Annotated in this window: 13 protein-coding genes; 8 read left to right on the top strand and 5 right to left on the bottom strand. The window is 52.5% G+C overall.

Annotated elements, in window-relative coordinates:
• Positions 1-171: 171 nt before the first annotated feature.
• Together Q334_RS0106760 and Q334_RS18295 are read right to left on the bottom strand one after the other, a co-directional pair.
• Positions 172-1,128, bottom strand: coding sequence for a LysR family transcriptional regulator (locus Q334_RS0106760; RefSeq protein WP_027312540.1), 957 nt, complete (start codon positions 1,126-1,128; stop codon positions 172-174).
• 27 nt (positions 1,129-1,155) lie between these two features.
• Complete coding sequence (locus Q334_RS18295) at positions 1,156-1,632, bottom strand: TetR/AcrR family transcriptional regulator (RefSeq protein WP_035461030.1); 477 nt, start codon at positions 1,630-1,632, stop codon at positions 1,156-1,158.
• 72 nt (positions 1,633-1,704) lie between these two features.
• Between Q334_RS18295 and trpB the strand changes: the two genes are divergently transcribed.
• Positions 1,705-2,946: a tryptophan synthase subunit beta gene (gene trpB / locus Q334_RS18290; RefSeq protein ID WP_035461028.1), complete on the top strand. Its 1,242-nt coding sequence runs from the start codon at positions 1,705-1,707 to the stop codon at positions 2,944-2,946.
• Positions 2,943-3,734: a tryptophan synthase subunit alpha gene (gene trpA / locus Q334_RS0106745; RefSeq protein WP_051527583.1), complete on the top strand. Its 792-nt coding sequence runs from the start codon at positions 2,943-2,945 to the stop codon at positions 3,732-3,734. Before trpB ends, trpA begins: the two co-directional genes overlap by 4 nt.
• A 244-nt stretch (positions 3,735-3,978) precedes the next feature.
• Here trpA and Q334_RS0106740 read toward each other — a convergent pair whose 3' ends face one another.
• Entirely contained in the window at positions 3,979-4,602 is a 624-nt protein-coding gene (locus Q334_RS0106740; protein ID WP_162157421.1) for a Crp/Fnr family transcriptional regulator, read from the bottom strand.
• A gap of 431 nt (positions 4,603-5,033) precedes the next feature.
• On the opposite strand from Q334_RS0106740, the gene Q334_RS0106735 reads away from it, so the two are divergent.
• On the top strand, positions 5,034-8,585 hold the full coding sequence (locus Q334_RS0106735) for a beta strand repeat-containing protein (RefSeq protein WP_027312537.1): 3,552 nt from the start codon (positions 5,034-5,036) through the stop codon (positions 8,583-8,585).
• Positions 8,586-9,276: 691 nt separating this feature from the next.
• On the opposite strand, the gene Q334_RS0106730 is transcribed toward Q334_RS0106735, so the two are convergent.
• Positions 9,277-13,647, bottom strand: coding sequence for a DUF4214 domain-containing protein (locus Q334_RS0106730; protein WP_027312536.1), 4,371 nt, complete (start codon positions 13,645-13,647; stop codon positions 9,277-9,279).
• 155 nt (positions 13,648-13,802) lie between these two features.
• Positions 13,803-15,707 (bottom strand): DUF4347 domain-containing protein, encoded by a 1,905-nt coding sequence (locus Q334_RS0106725; protein WP_081414375.1) that lies wholly within the window; start codon positions 15,705-15,707, stop codon positions 13,803-13,805.
• A 450-nt stretch (positions 15,708-16,157) separates the two neighbouring features.
• On the opposite strand from Q334_RS0106725, the gene Q334_RS18285 reads away from it, so the two are divergent.
• From Q334_RS18285 to Q334_RS0106700, 5 genes are all read left to right on the top strand, one after another.
• Positions 16,158-16,433 carry a DUF6447 family protein gene (locus tag Q334_RS18285; RefSeq protein WP_211249509.1) on the top strand — a complete coding sequence of 92 codons (276 nt, stop codon included), beginning with the start codon at positions 16,158-16,160 and terminating at the stop codon, positions 16,431-16,433.
• Complete coding sequence (locus Q334_RS0106715) at positions 16,433-17,644, top strand: trypsin-like serine protease (RefSeq protein ID WP_035461026.1); 1,212 nt, start codon at positions 16,433-16,435, stop codon at positions 17,642-17,644. Before Q334_RS18285 ends, Q334_RS0106715 begins: the two co-directional genes overlap by 1 nt.
• 124 nt (positions 17,645-17,768) lie before the next feature.
• On the top strand, positions 17,769-17,999 hold the full coding sequence (locus Q334_RS18280; protein WP_051527582.1) for a DUF6447 family protein: 231 nt from the start codon (positions 17,769-17,771) through the stop codon (positions 17,997-17,999).
• Positions 18,000-18,004: 5 nt separating this feature from the next.
• Positions 18,005-18,493, top strand: coding sequence for a hypothetical protein (locus Q334_RS0106705; RefSeq protein WP_027312533.1), 489 nt, complete (start codon positions 18,005-18,007; stop codon positions 18,491-18,493).
• A 113-nt stretch (positions 18,494-18,606) separates the two neighbouring features.
• Positions 18,607-20,223, top strand: coding sequence for a DUF4214 domain-containing protein (locus tag Q334_RS0106700; protein WP_027312532.1), 1,617 nt, complete (start codon positions 18,607-18,609; stop codon positions 20,221-20,223).
• Positions 20,224-20,300: the final 77 nt, after the last annotated feature.

Genomic DNA, 20,300 nt, shown 5'->3' with positions numbered 1-20,300 from the left:
AACCCGAGATAAGCCCACCTGACGCTGCTCTGTCAGGTGCCTGGTCAATGTACTGGGGTAAGAAAAAAGCGCGCAATTACTTTCATTACGCCTAAAAAGACAGTATTAGCAAAAACGATAGTGGTAAAAACAAAGATAAAACCCGAAAAACACCGGACAAAATGCAGCAAATTAACCGATTTCGATATGCGGCATCAGCCAGGGTAGCTCCCCCGACACCTCCTGCAAAAAGCTGTCACGTAAAATTTGACAGCTGTCTTCGGCAATCACCTTGGGTAAGTCCCACAGTTCCTGCTGCCGTGCCACCAGCATCAAATGACGGTAAAAGAGTTCTCCCGGCAGAGGCAAACACTTGACCTGATGCTGACGCAAGCCACTTTGCAACAGACACAGCGGAGTGGTGATGGTCCAACCAGCGCCGGAGGCCACGGTGGATATCACCGCAAAGGTGTTATCCAGGTGCAAACGGGCCGGCAAACGCACCTCCTGCCGCCGCAGGTAGCGTTCAATCGCCTGACCGATCAGGGAGTGGGGTTGATAACGGACAAATTCATACTGGCGCTGTAACTGGCTAAGGCTCTGCACCTCACCGCTAAAACCCGGGGGCACCACCAGCACAAAGGGCTCACGCAGAATGGGGTAACGGCTTAAGCCGTCATAATCATCCAGGGCATCATCAGAAATAATAATATCGACCTGACGCGACAGCAGGGCCTGGGCATGCATATGGGACAAACCGGTGCTGATCGACCAGTCCTCCGTGCGTTTGCGCACCGCCTCAATTAAAGGCCGCCCTACCGCGGTAGCCAAGGAGTCCACCAGGGCGATACGCACCAGATGCAAGCGCTGAAACTGGCCCTTGGACATATCCTGCTGGGTTTTGCGGGCCTCGGCTAACAGCTGCACGGCCCGGTCATAGAAAAAACGCCCAGCGGTGGTCACCAATAATGGCCGCACCGAGCGATCCAGCAACTGCAGCTTGAGGCTTTGTTCCAGATTGGACAGGGTTTGGGACACCGATGACTGGGTCATGCCTAAACGTTCCGCCGCCTGGGTGAGGTTGCCGGTTTCTACCGCTTTGACAAAGACTTCCAGCGCGCGCAAATCAAAACCAAAGGATGAGGCCATCTTCCTTCCTGCCTTCTTACAACTGGGTTAATCCGCCTGTAACACTTGCAGCCCGGCCTGCAGACCCTGGCTGACCCCTTTCCATAGCGCTTGATCCAGCCGGGCCTCCACCTGCCCAGGCCGCTGCGCCAACTGCATCACCTGCTGCCGCCATGGCTGATCAAAGCCCTGCCAGAATAACTGCGCCGCCGCCTCAAAGCGCCAGCCTTCGCCTAACACTAAGCGATACATGGCCAGCACTTCATCATCAAACCAGGCCGTCAACCCGGCCTGCCACTGCAACCAGTTGCTGACCTCCGGCATCGCCGCCAAGCGCTGCTCCACCCAGCGACTCAGCACCGCCTGCAACAGTTCAACCTTGTCCGGAAAGTGATTGTAGACCGTTGGCTTCGACACCCCGCAGGCACTGACCACCATATCCACCGAAGTGCCCTTGAAGCCATGCTCCATGAACAGGCCGGTGGCGACCTCCACAATAAAATCGCGTTTTGATGCTCTTGCCATGCTGTTTTGAATCGCTTAATTTAACTAAACCGTTTAGTTTTGATTAACTCGCTACTCTAGGAGGGTAGGCCGATGCTCCGCGCAGAACAAGGCTTTTTTGGCCGCTTTGGTGGCAGCTATATTCCGGAAATCCTGCAACCTGCTCTGGAGGAAGTCCGCACTCTGTTCTATCAGGTGCGTGATGATCAAGCCTTTTGGGCAGAGTTTTATCGCCACTGCCAGGAATACAGTGGCCGCCCTACGCCCTTGACTCCCTGCCGCAACCTGAGCGAACGCCTGGGCGGGCCACAGATCTGGCTCAAGCGGGAAGACCTCAACCACAGCGGCGCCCACAAGATTAACAACGTGATTGGCCAGGCCCTGCTGGTTAAGCGCCTGGGTAAAACCCGCGTGATTGCCGAGACCGGCGCCGGTCAGCATGGCCTTGCTACCGCCCTGATTGCCGCCCGTTTTGGCTTGCAGGCCTGCATTTATATGGGTGCCGACGACGTGGAGCGACAGTACTCCAATGTATTCTGGATGCGCCAACTGGGGGCCGAGGTGATTCCCGTCCAGCATGGTGGCCGCACCCTCAAAGAGGCCATGGATGAGGCCCTGCGCGACTGGGCCGCCAGCAGCCGTCACAGCCATTATCTGATTGGCACCGCCTGCGGGCCGGAACCCTTCCCGGAAATGGTCAGTTATTTTCAATCCGTAATTGGCCAGGAGCTGCAGCAGCAAAGCCTGCAGGCCTTTGGCCAAGCGCCCGAGCGCCTCTATGCCTGTGTCGGCGGTGGCAGCAATGCCCTGGGGGCGTTCAGTGGCTTTTTGACCACCCAGCAAACCGAACTGGTTGGTGTCGAAGCCGCCGGCAAAGGGGCGGATAGCCAGGCCCACTCCATTCGCTTTAATCATCCCCAGGCCGCCCCCGGCATTGCTCAGGGCTTCCACACCCTGTTTTTGCAGGATGACGATGGCCAGTTGATCGATACCCACTCCATCGCCGCTGGCCTCGACTATGTTGGGGTCTCACCGATTCTGGCCGACCTGCATGAGCAGGGACGCTTTCGTCCCAGCCACGCCAGCGATGACGAGGTGATCAGCGCCTTTAGTCAGCTATTGCGACTGGAGGGCATCATCCCCGCGCTGGAATCCACCCATGCCCTGGCCGCTGCCATTCGCGAAGCGGGGCCTGAACACCGAGGGCAAAACTGGGTCATTAACCTCAGTGGTCGCGGCGACAAGGACATCTTTAATGTTGCCCGCGCCCTGCCAACCGCCGAATGGCCTGCCTTTTTACAACGGGAACTGCAACGCCTGGGAGATCAGCCATGAGCCGCCTTAGCCAACATATTGCCCGCCTGGGGCGGGAACAGGACTGCCTGATTATGTCCCACACGGTGGTGGGCTATCCCAATCTGGCAGCTCACCCAAGCGACATCGCCACCCTGGCCGAATCCGGCATCGGCTTGATGGAGTTACAAATTCCCTTCAGCGATCCCGTTGCCGATGGCCCAACCCTGGCCGATGCCTGCCACCAGGCCCTGCAGCAGGGTGGTAGTGTTGCCACCACCCTGGCCCTCGCCGCCGAGGTCTGCCCGGCCCACCCCCAGGTTGGCTTTATTGTGATGAGCTATCTCAACCCACTGTATCGCTATGGCTTTAGCCGTTTTTGCCGTGAAGCCGCCGCCGCAGGTGTACTGGGGCTGATTATCCCCGACCTGACCCTGGCGCAACTCAGCGCCGAGGAACAGGCCTTGTTAGAGGAACTGGATCTGCCCCTGATCACCATGGTCACCCCCCTCACCAGCGAAACGCGCCTGCAACAGCTCCTCACCGGTGCTGCAGGCATGGTGTATGCCGTGGCCCGCAGTGGCGTTACCGGCAGCGCCACCGAGAAGTGGGGACTCGACTTTCAGCAGTATATGCAACGCTTACGCCGCGCCACCGCCCTACCGATTGCGGTGGGTTTTGGCATCCAGCAACAGGCAGATATTCAGGCATTACGGGGTCAGGCCCAGGTCGCCGCAGTGTGCAGCCAGACCCTGCGCTGGCAGCAACAGGGCGGCACTGCCCATGCTGCCCAACACCTGGCCCAACTGGTGCAGGCGGGTAAAGAATAGGAGTGACTCGGCTCACTAGCTGTGGTGCTAACACTCATTGAGGCATGAGCGCTGGCACCACGGCACGGGAATGACATGATTAATTGATTGCACCAAAGCGGCAGAACAATTTCACCGATGGCAATATCACCAATGACTAGCCAAGCAGGTGAGTATGCAGATTAGGCCTTGAAAACTCAGTGTGATGAAGCCTGCCCAAGCTAGCCATGACAGCAGAACAGCGAGAGCGCTACTAATCAAGCTACTAATCGAAATAACGCTCGATTAGCTTATCCCAATCAAGAATACGGTACTGCCTGCCCTGTTTTTGCAGCAGCTGCTCAGCCTGTAACTGGGAAAGAATTCTCGATACTGTTTCACGAGTGGTACAAGCCATGTTAGCCAGCACCTGTTGTGGTGGCAGATCAAAGCCTGGCTCCTCTCCCCCCTCTGCCGCTACACCAGCCCCCTCAGCGGCGACACCGGCGCTGGCAAAATGCACCAACAGCCGAGCCACCCGCGAGCTGGCCTGGGTGCTGCCCACTGCCAAGAGATGGGCATTCGTTTGCCTGATTGTTCGCGCCATCTGGCGCATTAATGCGGCACAGATACTGGCTTCAGTAAACATCACCTCCAGCGCGATAGCACTGGGCAAAACGGCCACCCAAGCATCCTCCACCGCGACAATATGAGTGGAGCGCGGCTGCCCATCCAGCAATGCCAGCTCACCAAAATGGCTTAATGGCTCGATATACCCTAATGCCAGCTCACGGCCATTGGCGGTGGTGTCCACCACCTGCAGTCGCCCAGCAAATAAGAAGCACAACACATCAGCCTTATCCCCTTTGCGTACCACCAGGCTGCCCTTCGCAAATTTGAGCAGGCGCATATGCCTAACCAACATCGTGAGTCGCTCCAGCGGCAGCTGCGCCAGCAGCGGGATACGCCTCAATGTGGCTATTTCAATTTCCACTTTCGCTACTGTATTGTCCTGCTCTGCCACCCTACCCCCCTCACGCCATGTTAACCAAGCCGCCAGGCTGCTACCGCAGCCTTCCTTGCTGGCTCGCTAACCCCTTGAAAACTGGCCTTATCCACGTTGCCTAACTATACTCGACCGCCTTGCACTTGCCGCATCAGCTGATTAAGCTGAGCGCGCCTCCAGCTATTGTAAATAAAGGTTAATCATTTCGTGTGATGCTTATCACAACCCTGGTTAGCAAAGTACAGTAGCCTGAGCAAGCTAGGAACCCCTGCTAGCAGGCTCTGGTGAGAGCCAGAGCCGGGGGTAGACATGTCAAATCTAAGGAGACATTACTAATGGCGACTCAAGCCTCCATTAATGCAGTACAGCAAGCTTACATTGCTTACTACAGCCGTCCTGCTGACCCTGCCGGCCTGACCTACTGGGCTGACCAGCTGGATGCCGCTGGTGGCAGCCTGTCTGCAATTATCAAAGCCTTCTCCACTTCTGCTGAAGCCACCGCTAAGTTCGGTAGCAAAGCAGTGAGTGAGCAAATCGAAATGATTTATCAGCAAGCCTTTGGTCGTGCTGCTGATGCTGATGGCCTGAACTTCTGGCGCGGCCAGATCGAATCTGGTGCCAAAACTCTGGGCGAACTGGCTCTGGCCATTATCCAGGGCGCTTCTGGCAACGACAAAGCCATCATGGACAACAAACTGGATGTAGCTAACTACTACACCGGTAAATTTGCTGATACCGCTGCTTATGATGCCAAGTCTTCTGACGCAGCTGCGATTCTAACCACTGTTACCGCTGCAGCATCTTCTGTAACTTCTGCTAAGAGCACTGCTGACGCCGTTGCTGCTGGCACTGGTTCTGCTGGCGTTCCTGGCCAGACTTTCACCCTGACCGTTGGTGCTGACAGCATCACTGGTACTGATGGCAATGACACCATCAACGCTAACGCCAGCACTCTGTCTGCTCTGGACAGCATCACTGGCGGCGCTGGCACTGACACTCTGAAAATTGTTGGCGTAGACAAAGATGGCGCTGCTGCTGCTATCAACACCACTGCAATCTCTGGCCTGTCTATTTCTGGCGTTGAAGTAATCAACGCAGTAGGTGCTGCAGCCGTCACTATCGACAGCACCAACTTTACTGGCCTGACTAACCTGAACAGCACCCAGTCTGTAGCCGTTACTCTGACTGCTGCAACCAGCACTGATGTATCTGTTGCTGGTGCAACTGGCGCAATCACTGTAGACGGTGGTAAAAACATTACTGTTAGCGACGCCACTGCCAACACTGGCATCACTATTGGCGCTACCACTGTTAACGCTGGCAACATCACTGTAACCGATACCAACCAAGGCACTGGCAACATCGCCGTTGACGGTGGTGTTAACGTGGCAGTTACTGCTACTGGCGGTACTGGCACTATCACCGTAGGTAACGGTGGCGCCGCTACTGACCTGCCCACTGGTACTGTAGCCGTTACTTCTAACCACAAAGCCACTGCAGGTACTGACGTAACCCAGGGCAACATCACTGTCAACGGTGGTAGCACTATCACTGTTACCCAGACCTCTGACACTTCTAAGGCCGCCGCAGATACTACTGGTGCAACCCTGACTCAGGGTAACGTCACTGTTGTAGCTGGCAACGCCACTACTTCCGTAACTGTTGCTCAAGCTAAATCCACCGCTGAAGTGGTAGGTGTGACTGCAGTTGCTGGCGTAACCGAAACTGCAAGTGTTAAGTTCTCTGCTCTGACTGCTGGCCAAACCCTGATCATGGGTGGCCTGACCTTCACTGCAACTGTTGACATGACTGCTGCCGAAGCTGCTGCAGCTTTCGCTAACCTGGTTAATGGCACTCTGCCTGCAGCTGGTGACTCCCAGGCCGGAGCCTCTGCTGCTAAAGGTACTTACACCGGCATCTTCACTGGCTGGACCAGTGGCGCTGTAAGTGGTGACACTGTTGTATTCACTAGCACCACCGCTAATACCGACGTAGCCAACCTGGCTAACACTGGTACTGGTACCGCTACTGTGACCACTACTGCTGGCTCTGCTGCTACTGCAGCTAAAGACGGCGTATTGGGCGTAATCAACGGCACCGTAACTATCGATGACAACGCTACTGCTTCCATCACTACTGTATCTGTAGATGGTTACGGTAACGCCAGCACCATCGGTAACACTACCAGCCTAACCAAGCTGACCGATCTGACTCTGGCAAACAGCGGTTCTACTGGCACTGCCGGTGAAACTGACGCCACCATGACCGTTGACGCTGCTGGCGTGGCTAGCCTGAACCTGACTGTAAACAACATCAAGGGCAACGTTTCCCTGGATGGCGCAGCAGACAGCGCGCTGAAGACTCTGAACCTGAAAACTACTGGTGCAGACTCTTCCTTCGCCCTGACCGCAGCAGCAGTAGAAACTCTGGCTATCTCTGGTGACAAATCTGTCAACCTGTCTACCGGTACCTTCACTGCTCTGAAAACCATCACTGTATCCGGCACTGCTGGCGCTACTTTCGATGCTGACGAAGCAGACACCCTGACTTCTGTTGACACCTCTGCCACTACTGGCAAAGTCACTGCCTCCATCAACGGCACCCTGGCTACCTATACTGGTGGCGCTGGCGTTGACGTTGTAACTCTGGTTACCGGCACTGCACTGAACAAGGCCATTAACCTGGGCGCAGGCGATGACACCCTGGTATTTGGTGCTGCCGTAACTGGCTCTACTGCCACTCTGTCTGGCGGTGACGGCGTTGACACCCTGTCTATGTCTGTTGCCAATGCAGATGCACTGGATGCCACTACCCAGACTTTCTACACCAACTTCGAGCGTCTGTTGCTAAACGATGCCGCCGGTTCCGATAACAATACCGCTGACACCGTGACTATCGACCTGGAGAAACTGGGCTTTAACTACGTCACCACTAACGGTACTGTGCTGGACACCACCACTGCCACTAACTCCGACACCCTGGTGCTGGATAACCTGGCTAACAACGGTACCGTTGTCATTGCCGCTGCCGCTGCCGGTGCTAACACCAAGCACACTGTTAACATCAAAGATGCAACAACTGGTACCGCTGACGTTCTGAACGTAGAACTGACCACTGCTACCAGCAGCATGAACTCTGGTGTACTGACCGCCGCTAAAGTTGAGACCATCAACCTGAAAGCGACTGACAGCAAGCTGGACAACAACGATGATGGCGTGAACGATGCTGTTGAGACTCACACTCTGACTCTGACTGCAGACACCGCTACCGCTGTTAACCTGACTGGTAACGCCAACCTGGCTCTGACCCTGACCGGCAGCACCAAGGTAACCAGCATCGACGGTTCTGCCATGACTGGCACCCTGACCGTTACCTCTCTGAACACCACTAGCGCCACTACCATCAAAGGTGGTTCTGCTAATGACGTTCTGACTGCTGCAACTGGTACTACTGCTGACATCCTGATCGGTGGCGCGGGTGATGACACCCTGACCGCTAACGCAGGTCTGAGCACTCTGACCGGTGGCGAAGGTAACGACATGTTTGTAATCAACGTTGCTTCCTTGAACTCTTCAAGCTACGCAACCATTACAGACTTCACTGCTGGCGACCTGATCAAGATTGACGGCATCAGCGCATTCAAGAATACCAAGATCACTCAAGCTGATACTGCGGTATTCCAAGACTACGCTAACGCTGCTATCAACTCTCTGGCCGCTACCGAAGCCGCTTGGTTCCAGTACGCTGGCAACACCTACATCGTAGCTGATATGGGTGCTGACACTGCTACCTTTACCAACGGCCAAGACTTCATCGTGAAGTTGACCGGTCTGATCGACCTGAGCAATGCTTCTTTCAACAACACTCACGACACTATTGCCCTGTAAGGGCCGTCCGAGTGGGCATCCATCATAAGATGGATGCCGAAGCAGATGCGAAAAACCAGCCACCTCGGTGGCTGGTTTTTTTTATTTTCTTTTCTGCTTCTAGCTAATGACTTTTCACATAGTGATTGCCCTACTCATTTCGATGCCTTTTATCCTCTAAGTGGCACCCACTCTAGTCCAGGCTACCCGCATGATTGAACCCCATCGCACTCACCTCTTACATCAGGACAGACATCGGCCAATTAGCGCTAGTGGCCTAAAATAGCCAGCAATAGGCAACCAAGACCAGTTGCAGTGAGCTATCGGGTGAAAGATCGGTGCGGGAGGGAAAAATTAGAGGCGCGCTAGCCGCGCGAGATAGTGAGGGTGAGACGCTAAGCTGGAAGTCTAAGGCGGAAATCTCAGGCAAGAGCCGTGCGATACCTATTCACCATATTGGCTAGCGCCTCACCATATTGGCTAGCGCCGTGGTGGCCAATGCAAAGCTGATGGCCTCCCCGTGCAGTTGGTGCAGGTTCAGTCAGCAGCACTCAGCGACTGCTTTAAGCCGTACTAAAGCCCAGCCCGTGTTTTGCTCACTCTTTATTGGTATTGAACTTTATTGATATTGAACTTTGCTGATATTGAACGCCCGCCACCAGGACGAGGTCAGGGGGCATCCCCCCAACCCCGTCCTGGCAGACGCTGATCGCTAGACCAGAAAGTCCCATTGCTGGCTGGCCAGGTACTGGCCACTGAGTTCGCTTGAAGCCACAAAGGCACTCGCTATCAGTTCAATGCTCACTCCAGCGTTCGCTTGGGCTAGCCAGAATGCCTTACCCTCGCTGTCCGCACTACGGCCAAGCAGAGCAAGGTAAAGGTGATCAAGCTGTTGATCATGATCCAGGTTAGCAAAGCTGACCCCAGCCTGATTGCCATATTCCGCAGAGCCCAGAAACTCCAAAGCGATACTCCCCAAGGAGCGGCCTTGATCCAGGCTTTGTGTCCACCACTGGAATCCCCCCACATCGGCCTGACGGTTAAACACCTGTTGATACAGGGTTGCCACTGCCTGCAGCCCCAGCCCATATTCCGGTGTAAAGCTGCTATCAGCAAAGTCTACCCGCTCAATATTGATCAGGGTGTCGCTGTCACTGCGGTCCGCCAAGCGAGTAATGGTGATCACTCCATTGAGCTGAATAATCTCGTAATCCGCCAGGTTGCCTGTGTAGGTCACCACATCACTATCGGTACCACCGTGCATCATGTCAGCCCCTTCTCCACCAAACAGGGTGTCGTTACCCGCTTGGCCGAATAGACGGTCATTCCCGCCTTCTGATCCAACGGTATCGTCACCCCCTCCGCCGTAGAGCACATCATCCCCTTCTCCCAAGACGATGTATTGTGAGCTGTCATCGCCGACAACAAAGTTATTACCCACCCCACCCGATACCTGGGTGGCGCCGATCAAGACGGCAAATTCAATGTTGTTAAGCTGCAGCGCATGTCCCGATGGTAATTGGCGGGTATCAATCACCAAGGCTTCGGTGTTCATCACACTTCCGCCACCAGCGCCGGTGCCGGCACTATTCCCGCCGATAATGATCGGAGAACCCACACTGGCAGCAGTCGACGTAGACGTGATAGTCAGAGTACGCACATCCACCAAGGAGCCTGCGCCAACCGAACCCAGAAAACTCGTGGCATTTGCGATAAGCCCCGCTGCCCCCGCGCCGCTACCTGACACATTGTTAATACTCGCGGTCAAGGTGGTGAGTGCACCCGAGGCGCTCAGTGCCGTTTGGGGGCCTGATGCGCTGAGCCCTGTCCCCGTCGGCAGGCTCACCATCACCTGGTTACCATTGTTATTGGTGTTCTGCACCACCGGAACATCCGCTCCCGATGTGGCTGAGTTGGGATCATCCACACGGTTTGATTGCACACTAAAGGTAATGGTCTGGGTACCGTTATTGATGGTGGTATTCACCTGCACCCCATCTACCGTTTGGGTCGTGCCATTACTTGGTGTGCTGGAGCCACCGCTGCTGGGCGGGGTATAGAGGGTCACGGTAATGCCATTACCGGTGGTATCTGCCACAACGATGCCAGCGTCCGCCCCTACAGCCCAGTCTTCTGCGGCGGCCAGATTGTAGCTGGTGTTGTCATTGGCACTGGTACCGGCCTTGTTCAGCAGTGCATTCACCCCGGCTTTATCTGTATTGCTTAACACGACTGTAAAAGAGGTCGCCGAGCTGATCTCAACATCAGCACTGTCTGTCAGGGTGTAGGTTGCCCCCCCTTGACCGGTAAAGGTCAGTTTGGAGACGTCAATATCATTGGCCAGGCCGTCCCTTTTCAGGAAGTTGCTACCCGTTACGACCAGGGTACCCTGGGTGGTGTAGGTGGCAGAGGTAATGCTGGGCACAGGAACATTGCTGACGGTAATCGCATTGCCATTCAGATCTTCAATATTAAGCCCGACATCGGCCCCCGCTGCCCAGTCTTCCGCTGCGGCCAAGTTGTAGGCGGTGCCGGAGGTAGCACTGCTACCGTTTTTATTAATGATTTGATTGAGCGCTGCCCGATCAGCGTCATTGAGTGTCAGGCTAAAAGCCGTGCTGGAGCTGATATCGACATGATTACTGGTCAGGGTATAGGTTGCCCCTCCCTCCCCGGTCAAAGTCAGTTTGGAGATATCAATATCGTTAGCACTGCCGGCACTTTTCAAGAAGCCGGTACCGGTCACGCTGAGTAAACCGGTGCTGACATCATAGTTGGCGCTGGTGATGGCCGGCACCGCTACATTATTAACCTGCAGGGAGACCGTATCATTTGCCGTGCCGCCGCCGCTGTATTGGGTGTTCCAATTATCGGCGATTGCCAGGTTGAAGCTGGTACCATCGGTCGCATTAGCACCGTTCTTATTGAGGATCTGGTTGATAGCTTCGCGATCCGTCGCACTGAGAGCCAGGCTAAATTGGCTAAGCGAATCACGATTAACATCAGGGGTGTCAGTCAGGGTATAGACCTCTCCCCCTTCTCCCGTCAGGGTAATGGTGGAGGCGTCAATATCAGCACCACTGCCATTCGCCTGAATATTGGTACCGGTTACCGTCAGGACGCCCGTCGCCACGTCATAGCTTGCGGAGGTGATTTGCGGGGCAATCGACACAGTAATTGCATTGCCCTGATCAGCAATACTCACGCCACTGTTGGCTGCGGTTAACCATCCATCGGCGGCCCTCAAGTCATAGGTACTCGCGCCAGATGAGCTGGTACCGACTTGGTCAAGCAACGCATCGACGGACACTTTGTCCGCCCCACTGAGCGTCAGGCTAAAGGATGTTGCACTGCTAATATCCACCTGACTGGTGCTGGTCAGGGTATAGGTTTGCGCCGTTCCACCAAAAAAGGTCAGTTTGGTGAGGTCGATGTCATTATCTGCCCCTGCCCGTTTGAACAGGTTGGTACCCGTGACAACCAATACGCCGGTACTGGTGTCATAACTGGCACTGCTGATGGTGGGCAGTGCGACATTAGTGGTGGTGATGGGGTTGCTGGCATCCACAATCGTGGCGCTAGCAGGGCTGCCACTCATCCAGTCTTCCGCCAAGACCAGATTGTAGGTGCTGTTATCCGCCGACAGAGTGCCATTTTTATTCAGCAAACCACGGATATTTAGCTGATCTTCCTCATTCAGACTCACGATTGCGGAGGTGGCGGATGTGATATCAACACTGCTGCTCGTCAGTGTATAGCTGTTGCCTGCCTCCCCCGTGATGCTGAGCTTGCTGACATCAATATCATTATTCGCCCCAGCAGCAGCAACGAAGTTACTGCCGGTCAGGACCAGCTGCCCGGTGCTCCAGTCATAGGCAACAGAGGTGACAGCGGGGACACTATAGTTACTGACCGTAATGGCGTTGGTGGCATCGGCAATATCGCTTGAGGCGGCACTGCCCCGTAACCAGTTGTCCGCAGCGGCCAGGTTGAAGGTTGTTGTACTGGTTGCAGAGGTGGTGCCATTGCTATTGAGCAGGGCCTCCACCGCAGGAATATCGGCTCCACTCAAGGTAATCGAAAAACTCGTAGCAGAAAGAATCTCCACATTGCTGCTACTGGCCAATGTATGGCTTGCCCCACCTTCACCGGTAATCGTCAACTTACTGGTGTCAATATCATTGTCCGCCCCTGGGTACTTGGCAAGGTTGGTGGCAGTGACAACCAGGCTATTGCTGCCGTAGTCGTAGGTAGCGGAGGTAATAGTCGGGGCGGCAACATTAGACACTGTGACCGCATTACTGACATCGGCAATGGTATTGGCTGACGGCGCACCAACCATCCAATCCTCTGCGGCAGAGAGGTTGTAAGTTGTGGCGCCATCTGAACTGCCCCCGTTGGCATTAAACAGGCCCCGCACATGCAACTGGTCAACCGCATTCAGGTTAATCGTTGCCGTTGTAGCGGAGCTGATATCCACACTGCTACTGGTCAGGGTATAGCTTTGTCCGCCCTCGCCGGTCAGCGTGAGTTTGGAGACATCAATATCGTTATTAGCACCCGAAGCAGACACAAAATGACTACCGGCTAACTGCAACTGCCCGGTGCTCCAGTCATAGCTGGCTCCGCTAATACTTGGCGTTACATAGTTGCTGACCGTAATGCCATTAGCTGTGGTGTCGGCAATGGTATTGGCAGCCGGCGCGCCGGCCATCCAGTCCTCTGCGGCAGCAAGGTTATAAGTGGTTGTTGAAACAGCAGAGGTGCCGTTTTTGTTCAAGAGCGCATTGACATAGGGAATGTCCGCGCTGCTCAACGTCACTGTGAATTGAGTCGCACTGTCTATCTCAACATTGGCACCCGTTAGGGTATAGCTGCTGCCACCCTCCCCTGTGATACTCAGCTTACTCAAGTCAATATCGTTGCCCGCACCTGTGGCTTTTACAAAGCGCGTACCCGTCACCACTAAGGTATGACTACTGTAGTCATAGGTAGCACTGCTGATAGATGGAGTGGCGTAATTGGATACAGTGACCGCTGTCGTCGCATCGGCGATAACATTGGCAGCCGGCGCACCGGCCATCCAGTCTTCCGCGGCGGATAGGTTGTAGGTTGTGCCAGAGGTGGCAGAGCTAGTGCCATTCTGATTCCACAGGGAGGCGACCTCTAGTGCATCAACCGCACTGAGTGTTAAGGATGCTGAAGTAGCAGAACTAATATCGACGTTTGCGGTATTGGTCAGGGTATAGGAGTTCCCCCCTCCCCTGTCATGGTCAGCTTGTTAGCAACAATATCATTGGCGGCTCCCGCCATGCTGACAAAGCCGCTACCGGTTAACGTCAACACGCCTGTATTGAGATCGTAACTGGCACTACTAATAGTGGGCTCTGTGTAGTTACTGACGGTGATGGCATTCCCGGTCAAATCCGCAACGATCAACGCCGCATCTGCACCGGCAGCCCAGTCCTCTGCTGCGGCCAGGTTGAACGTTGCGCCAGATGCAGCACTGGTACCATTTTTGTTCAGCAGTGCCGCCACGTTGTATAGATCGGCCCCCATTAAGGTCAGGCTAAAACTGGTACCACTGCTAATCTCAACATTGGTGCTGGTGCTAAGGGTGTAGCTCGCTCCTCCCTCCCCGGTCAGGGTGAGCTTGCTAACATCAATATCATTAGTGGCACCCGATTTTTTCAGGAAACCGCTACCCGTAACGGTCAGAACACCACTGCTGTAGTCATACGTTGCCGAGCTGATTGTAGGCACGGCAACATTACTCACGGTCACGCCGTTTACGCCCGTATCTGCCGCCGCATTGGCTGCAATAAAGCCTGCTGCACCATCGACATCATAGGTGGTGCCACTGGTGGAGCTACTACCATTTTTATTAAAAATCTGATTCAGGGCCGCCTGATCTGTCGCGGATAAGTTCAGGGTAAACTCGGTGGCAGAGGTCAGTTCAACATTGGCGGTGTCGGTTAGGGTGTAAGTTGCCCCACCCTCCCCAGTTAACGTGATTTTATTGGCAATAACATCATTGGCCGCACCAGCGCTAGCCTCAAAATTCGTACCTGTAACGACTAAAGCGCCATTGCTGGCATTGTAGGAAGCACTCGTAATGGTAGAAGTGGGGGTAACCGTAAAAATAAAAGAATCAAAAGCTGGCCAAAAGTTATCCCCACTTTCACTCACGGTAAAAGAGGTAATACCGGACCAGTTTAACGCAATACTCCAGGCAGAGTCGCCAAAGGTAGAGTCGGGAATATGGGGAACAGTAATAGTGGAATTACTGCCACCAAAGGGGGTAAGGACCCACGCCCTATTGTCACTATCAGAATCCAGCACCTCAATACTGGTTAAATCCACCGCCTGACTAAATGAAAAGGTGATGGTATTTACACCATTATGTGTAAATATAAAATCCCCACTAAAGCCACCCCCACCCGAGGCTGTAGACCAACCTACAGAACTAGTCCCCGTCGCCGTTACCCCCGCTACCGTTTGCGATACAGTATTGCCGGCTACACTAGCACCGTACCAATCAAAGATCGCCAGGGAGTAGCCGTAGGCTTGTTGGACGGCGCTGGATAACGCAACCTGGCTTTCAATACTGCCCGCCTGTACTTCCAGCTCCCAGTTACCGCCTAAACCGGTGACATCATTAGAGGCCGCAACATCGGCCCCTGTGATTGCCGCCAGCTCGCTGACAAAACTTTCCCCCGCCGCCGAAGCCCCAACATTACAGCCATAGAGCAGAATATCGCCGGTATCACTTAACGCCTGGCCAATTTGCGCCAAAGCTGTTTGATAGCTGGCCAGGTTGTCTGCATTCAGGGCGCTGTTACCCACATAAAGCGCCCCCTCTCCCCCGTGGGAAAGAATATGAATCGCATCCAATGCTTCTCTATTAGCTAAGTAGTCCGCCATTTGCTGCACGCCATCGCTGTCTGGCTGCAACAGCACAACCTCGGCACCCTCTGGCAACCCCGCTATCAGCAACTCAATATCAGGCACACTGGCGTCAATAAAGTACACAGCCCCCGAAACCACTGTCGGCTCAGGAGAGTCACTCGACAGCGATGGCGATCCATCTACATCCTTTAACACCTGAGTGACCGATTGCTTCCTTGTTACGGGGGCTGACATTGTAGGTTCTCCTAGCTGACCTTTAAGAGGCAGGATAAATAGGGATACAGCCTAAGCTGCGTAGAATGCTGATGGCATGTCCCATCTCAGCGGGACTATATCGGCACTAATCGGCTTAAGTTTACCTCTTAGTCGCCACCCTAAACTCGCGATGTTTCTGCACACCACAAGCTAGTCACAGTTGGAAATGAACAGCGGACACTAATATAGAAATAGACAGGCCAACTAGCAATCACTCCAGCACTGAAATGCCTCTACTATGCTTTTTGCTAAAAAATGAACAGTCACACCTCCCGTTCTGCACACCTTGTAAGCGGGTCAAACAGCTCTAATAACAGCAATACCAACGGCCAAGACTATCAACTGTGACAGACTCGTTGCTCACACTCTTAGGAATGCTTACCCTGTAGTCCTTTCATTTCACTCTTTAGCAGGCTAACAGGTATTTATATGTCTCTTCCTGAATACATCACTATCAACGGCACTCAGTACACCACCGAAAAGCTCTCTGAGGCGGCCAAAGTACAGGCTGCTAATATTCAGGCGGTTGATGAAGAACTGGCTCGACTACAGCGCCAGGTGAGTATGATTCAAACCGCACGCAATGCTTATGTGGCAGCTTTAATTGAGGCGGTGAAAACCAAAGATGAAGCAGCGCCGGCCCCCAAAGCTAAAAAGCCGCGCGCCCCACGTAAAACGAAAGCCCAAGCTGCCAAGGCTGAATAATGCCGACTACTGCCGTAGCCTACACCTCCCCCCGTTACCGCACGTTTCCTGGTGATGGCTATGATGGGGTGGTACGAGTTAGCTACGGCAGTTATTACGCCACGGGCAGCTTACTTTATGATGGTCGCGCTATTCTCACAGCGGCCCACTTATTTCAGCCAACATCCCCCTCTAACGGGAGTGGGAGCACCACTGTTACCCTGACAACGTCATCTGGCAATCAAACGTTAAGCACAATGGAAGTGTTGCTCCACCCAGGCTACGACACGCAAAGCAATCACGACCTTGCGATTGTTTGGCTCAGCGCCCCCGCACCAAATCACGTCAATCGCTATGACCTTTATCGTCAAAGTGATGAAATTGGCCAAATCTTTACTCTGGTGGGCTATGGTCAGGCTGGCAGTGGCGACAGCGGCGCAACCAGCAGCAATACCTTGCTAAAGCTCAAAGCTAACAACCAGTTTGATGCCGATGCCGCCACCCTCAAGACTACACTGGGATCTACGATAGGCTGGACACCAGTTAACGGTACCCAGTTACTAGCCGACTTTGACAACGGTAATGTAAATAACGATGCACTGGGCCGCTTACTCAATGTGGCAAATACAGGCTTAGGTCCGGATGAAGGGCTTATTGCACAGGGCGATAGTGGAGGCCCCGCTTTTATCAACAATAAGGTCGCCGGGGTTGCAAGTTATACCGCCAGCATCAGTCATGGCAGTATCCATCCAGATATTGACCAAGAGGTCAACTCCAGTTTTGGTGAAATTGCTGCCTGGCAACGTGTAAGTGCCTATCAACAATGGATTGATCAAAGCTTACGTGCACAGTACCCCAACGCACCTCGCCAAGCATCGGAGGTGATCAAAGCCATCAGCGAGGGTAATAGCGGCACCAGTTACACTTATTTCTTTTTGGAGTTTACTGGCACCCGCAGCGAAGCCAACCAAACTCTTAGTGTGGATTATGCAACTCGAGATGGTACAGCTATCGCTGGTAGTGATTACTTAGCGGTGTCCGGTACACTCAATCTCTATCCAGGTGAAAACTACGCGGTAATACCTGTGGAAGTCATCGGTGATAATGAGCCGGAGCAGAATGAAACCTTCTACTTAGACGTATTCAACCCTGTAGGAGGAAGTTTTGGCACTGGTATTCTCAAACTAACTGCTATGCGCACAATCGTGGATGATGATGGCTGGATAAGCTAACAAAGGCTTGAAATCATCCCACTTACCCCAATATTGTTTCGGCGCTACTGGCTTAAGCAAGCCAAATCCATCTCCTAATCGCTATCACTTGCGAAAAGCTGACCCATTACTAATAGGAAAGACCATGGCAACCATCAAAATCGATAATGTGGACTACGATCTAGACACCCTTTCTACTGAAGCCAAAGCGCAACTACAAATGCTGCAACTGACCGAACAAGAAGTAAACCGTCTGCAAGCTCAACTCATGATTGCTCAGACTGCGCGCAATGCTTATGCCCAAGCCCTAAAAGCTGCGCTGCCCAGCCCAGTGGAGAAGACCCAGGCAGAGGGCGAGACTCTCCAGTTCAGCTAATCAACATGCTCACGCTCGAACGTATCACGACAGAGTATTGTCACACTCAGGATCGCATCCGTCTGGCGGCAGAAGCCGCCGACGGTAGCTTACTGACACTCTGGCTGACAAACCGCTTAGCTAATCGGCTCCTGCCACACTTAATGCAGTGGCTTGAGCAACAGGGCTCTGAGCAACAAATAGAGCAACTACAAGCCATTCTGCAGCATCAGGCAGAACACCAAGTAACACCTCAGCAACCTGTCCCGGCACAAGCAGGTCAGCATATTCTTATCCAGAGTATTGATATCACATCCTCACAGGAGCAACTTTTGCTCACCTTTCAGCCTCTTGAAGGAGAAAGTAGTCGCTTAGCCTTTACCCCTACGCCTTTACGCCAGTGGTTAAGCATTCTACGCCACACCTACTTACAAGCTGATTGGACTTTTAGCAGTTGGCCTTTATGGCTACAAGAAGGTGAACAAGTGCACAGCACTCCCACCACCCTGCACTAAAGAAGAGGGTACGTATTGACCTCGCCCTCTGACACTTCGCTATAATACCGTCCCAACTTTATCCCCCAATTTTCTGCATAAGGATGTTGCAGAATAGCAATAAGGAGATTGCAATGGCGAGCAAATCCGGCATTTACTACATTGATGCTCTGCTTTCTGATTATAGCTGGCCGAGAAGCTATTTTGATAAAACAACTATTACTTATAGCTTCCCTTTTACATCCAAAACAACCGCAACATTTTCGAGTTCAAATTACGGAAGTAAAAATGAACTTGACTACCCAATGTATGGCTTTAATAGCCATCAAAAAGCAATGACCAAACAAGCATTGCAGCAATGGGCCAATGTAGCTAATTTAAATTTTGTGGAGGTTGATGAAGCACAAAACAACCTCGGCACAATGCGCTTCTTTTTTACTAAAGGTGCAATAAAAGATTATTGGGGACACGCCTATTACCCTGGAAAAAATGAATCCGCAGGCGATATATGGGTAAACTATAGCATTCAAGATAAAAATAATTTTGATGCTGGCACTTATAACTACTTAGCCCTCAACCATGAGATAGGCCACGCCTTAGGACTAGAGCACCCATTTGAAAATCAGCGCTTACCTAGCTATGAGGATAACTATTTATATACCCTCATGTCCTATAACCATCCTCAGAAAGTCTGGTTTTATGATTCATTTTTAGCAATATTTGGAAGTTGGGAAAAAATCATCCCCACTGGCCCCTCCATATATGACATTGCAGCTATCCAAGAACTATATGGCGCCAACTTCAACTACAATAGCGGAAACAATGAATACAAATATAGCAATGAGCAGCCTTTTTATAAAACAATTTGGGATGGCGGCGGTATAGACACCATTAACTTATCCAATTTTAGTACTAATTGCCGCATTGACTTACGCCCTGGAAGTTTCTCCGACTTATATATCAAACAAGACACTCCATTTTGGGGAAGTAGTTATTCCAAGGATACTCTATATACAGGCGAAAAAGCTCTTGCAATTGCATATAATTGCTGGATTGAGAATTTAATCTCAGGCTCAGGCGATGACACCGTATTTGACAACATTAGCTCTAACAATATTAAAACAGACAAAGGAAATGACACTATCCACATTAGCTCCGGTAACGACAACGTTGACGGCGGCATAGGTTTTGACACGGTCATTTTAAACTCTTTACGAAGCTCCAGTGAGATCAAAAGTTTAAATAATAGCCTAAGCATAACCCATCAAACGGGCACCCTAATAACAACCAACGTTGAGAGAATTAAATTTTTAGACAAGGTAATCTCTTTCGATTTTGAGTCTGCCAATAGTGCTGGTGGTATTTACCGGCTATATCAAGCTGCATTTAACCGAAAACCAGATGACAGTGGACTTGGCTACTGGATCAAGCAAGCAGAAAAAGGAGCTAGCACCAAGTCGATTGCAGAATCATTTATATATTCGCAAGAGTTTAAGCAGATCTATCAAGCCTCCCCGATTGATAAATATTTATCAAACCATAACCCCAAAGGCGTAATTGAGAAATTTTATATAAATATCTTAAACAGGGAGCCCGATTATAAAGGACTTGACTACTATACCAATCAAACTCTTTATAAGAGTAAGTCACTTGGTCAGGTTCTTGCCGAAATTGCAGATAGCAATGAGAATAGAATTAAACTTTCAGGAAAATTGAGCGAAGGCATAGAATATATAGACTGGTACAGCTAGCGAACAATCACGACAAAAACTCAGCAACAATTGAAAAAACAACAAAAATGTGCTATAGCTTACTTTGGCACAAATCT

This window comes from Balneatrix alpica DSM 16621, from assembly GCF_000619885.1.
GTDB classification, from domain to species: domain Bacteria; phylum Pseudomonadota; class Gammaproteobacteria; order Pseudomonadales; family Balneatricaceae; genus Balneatrix; species Balneatrix alpica.
The sequence above is the reverse complement of the archived record's forward strand: the minus strand, read 5'-3'. Positions and strand labels throughout refer to the sequence as shown.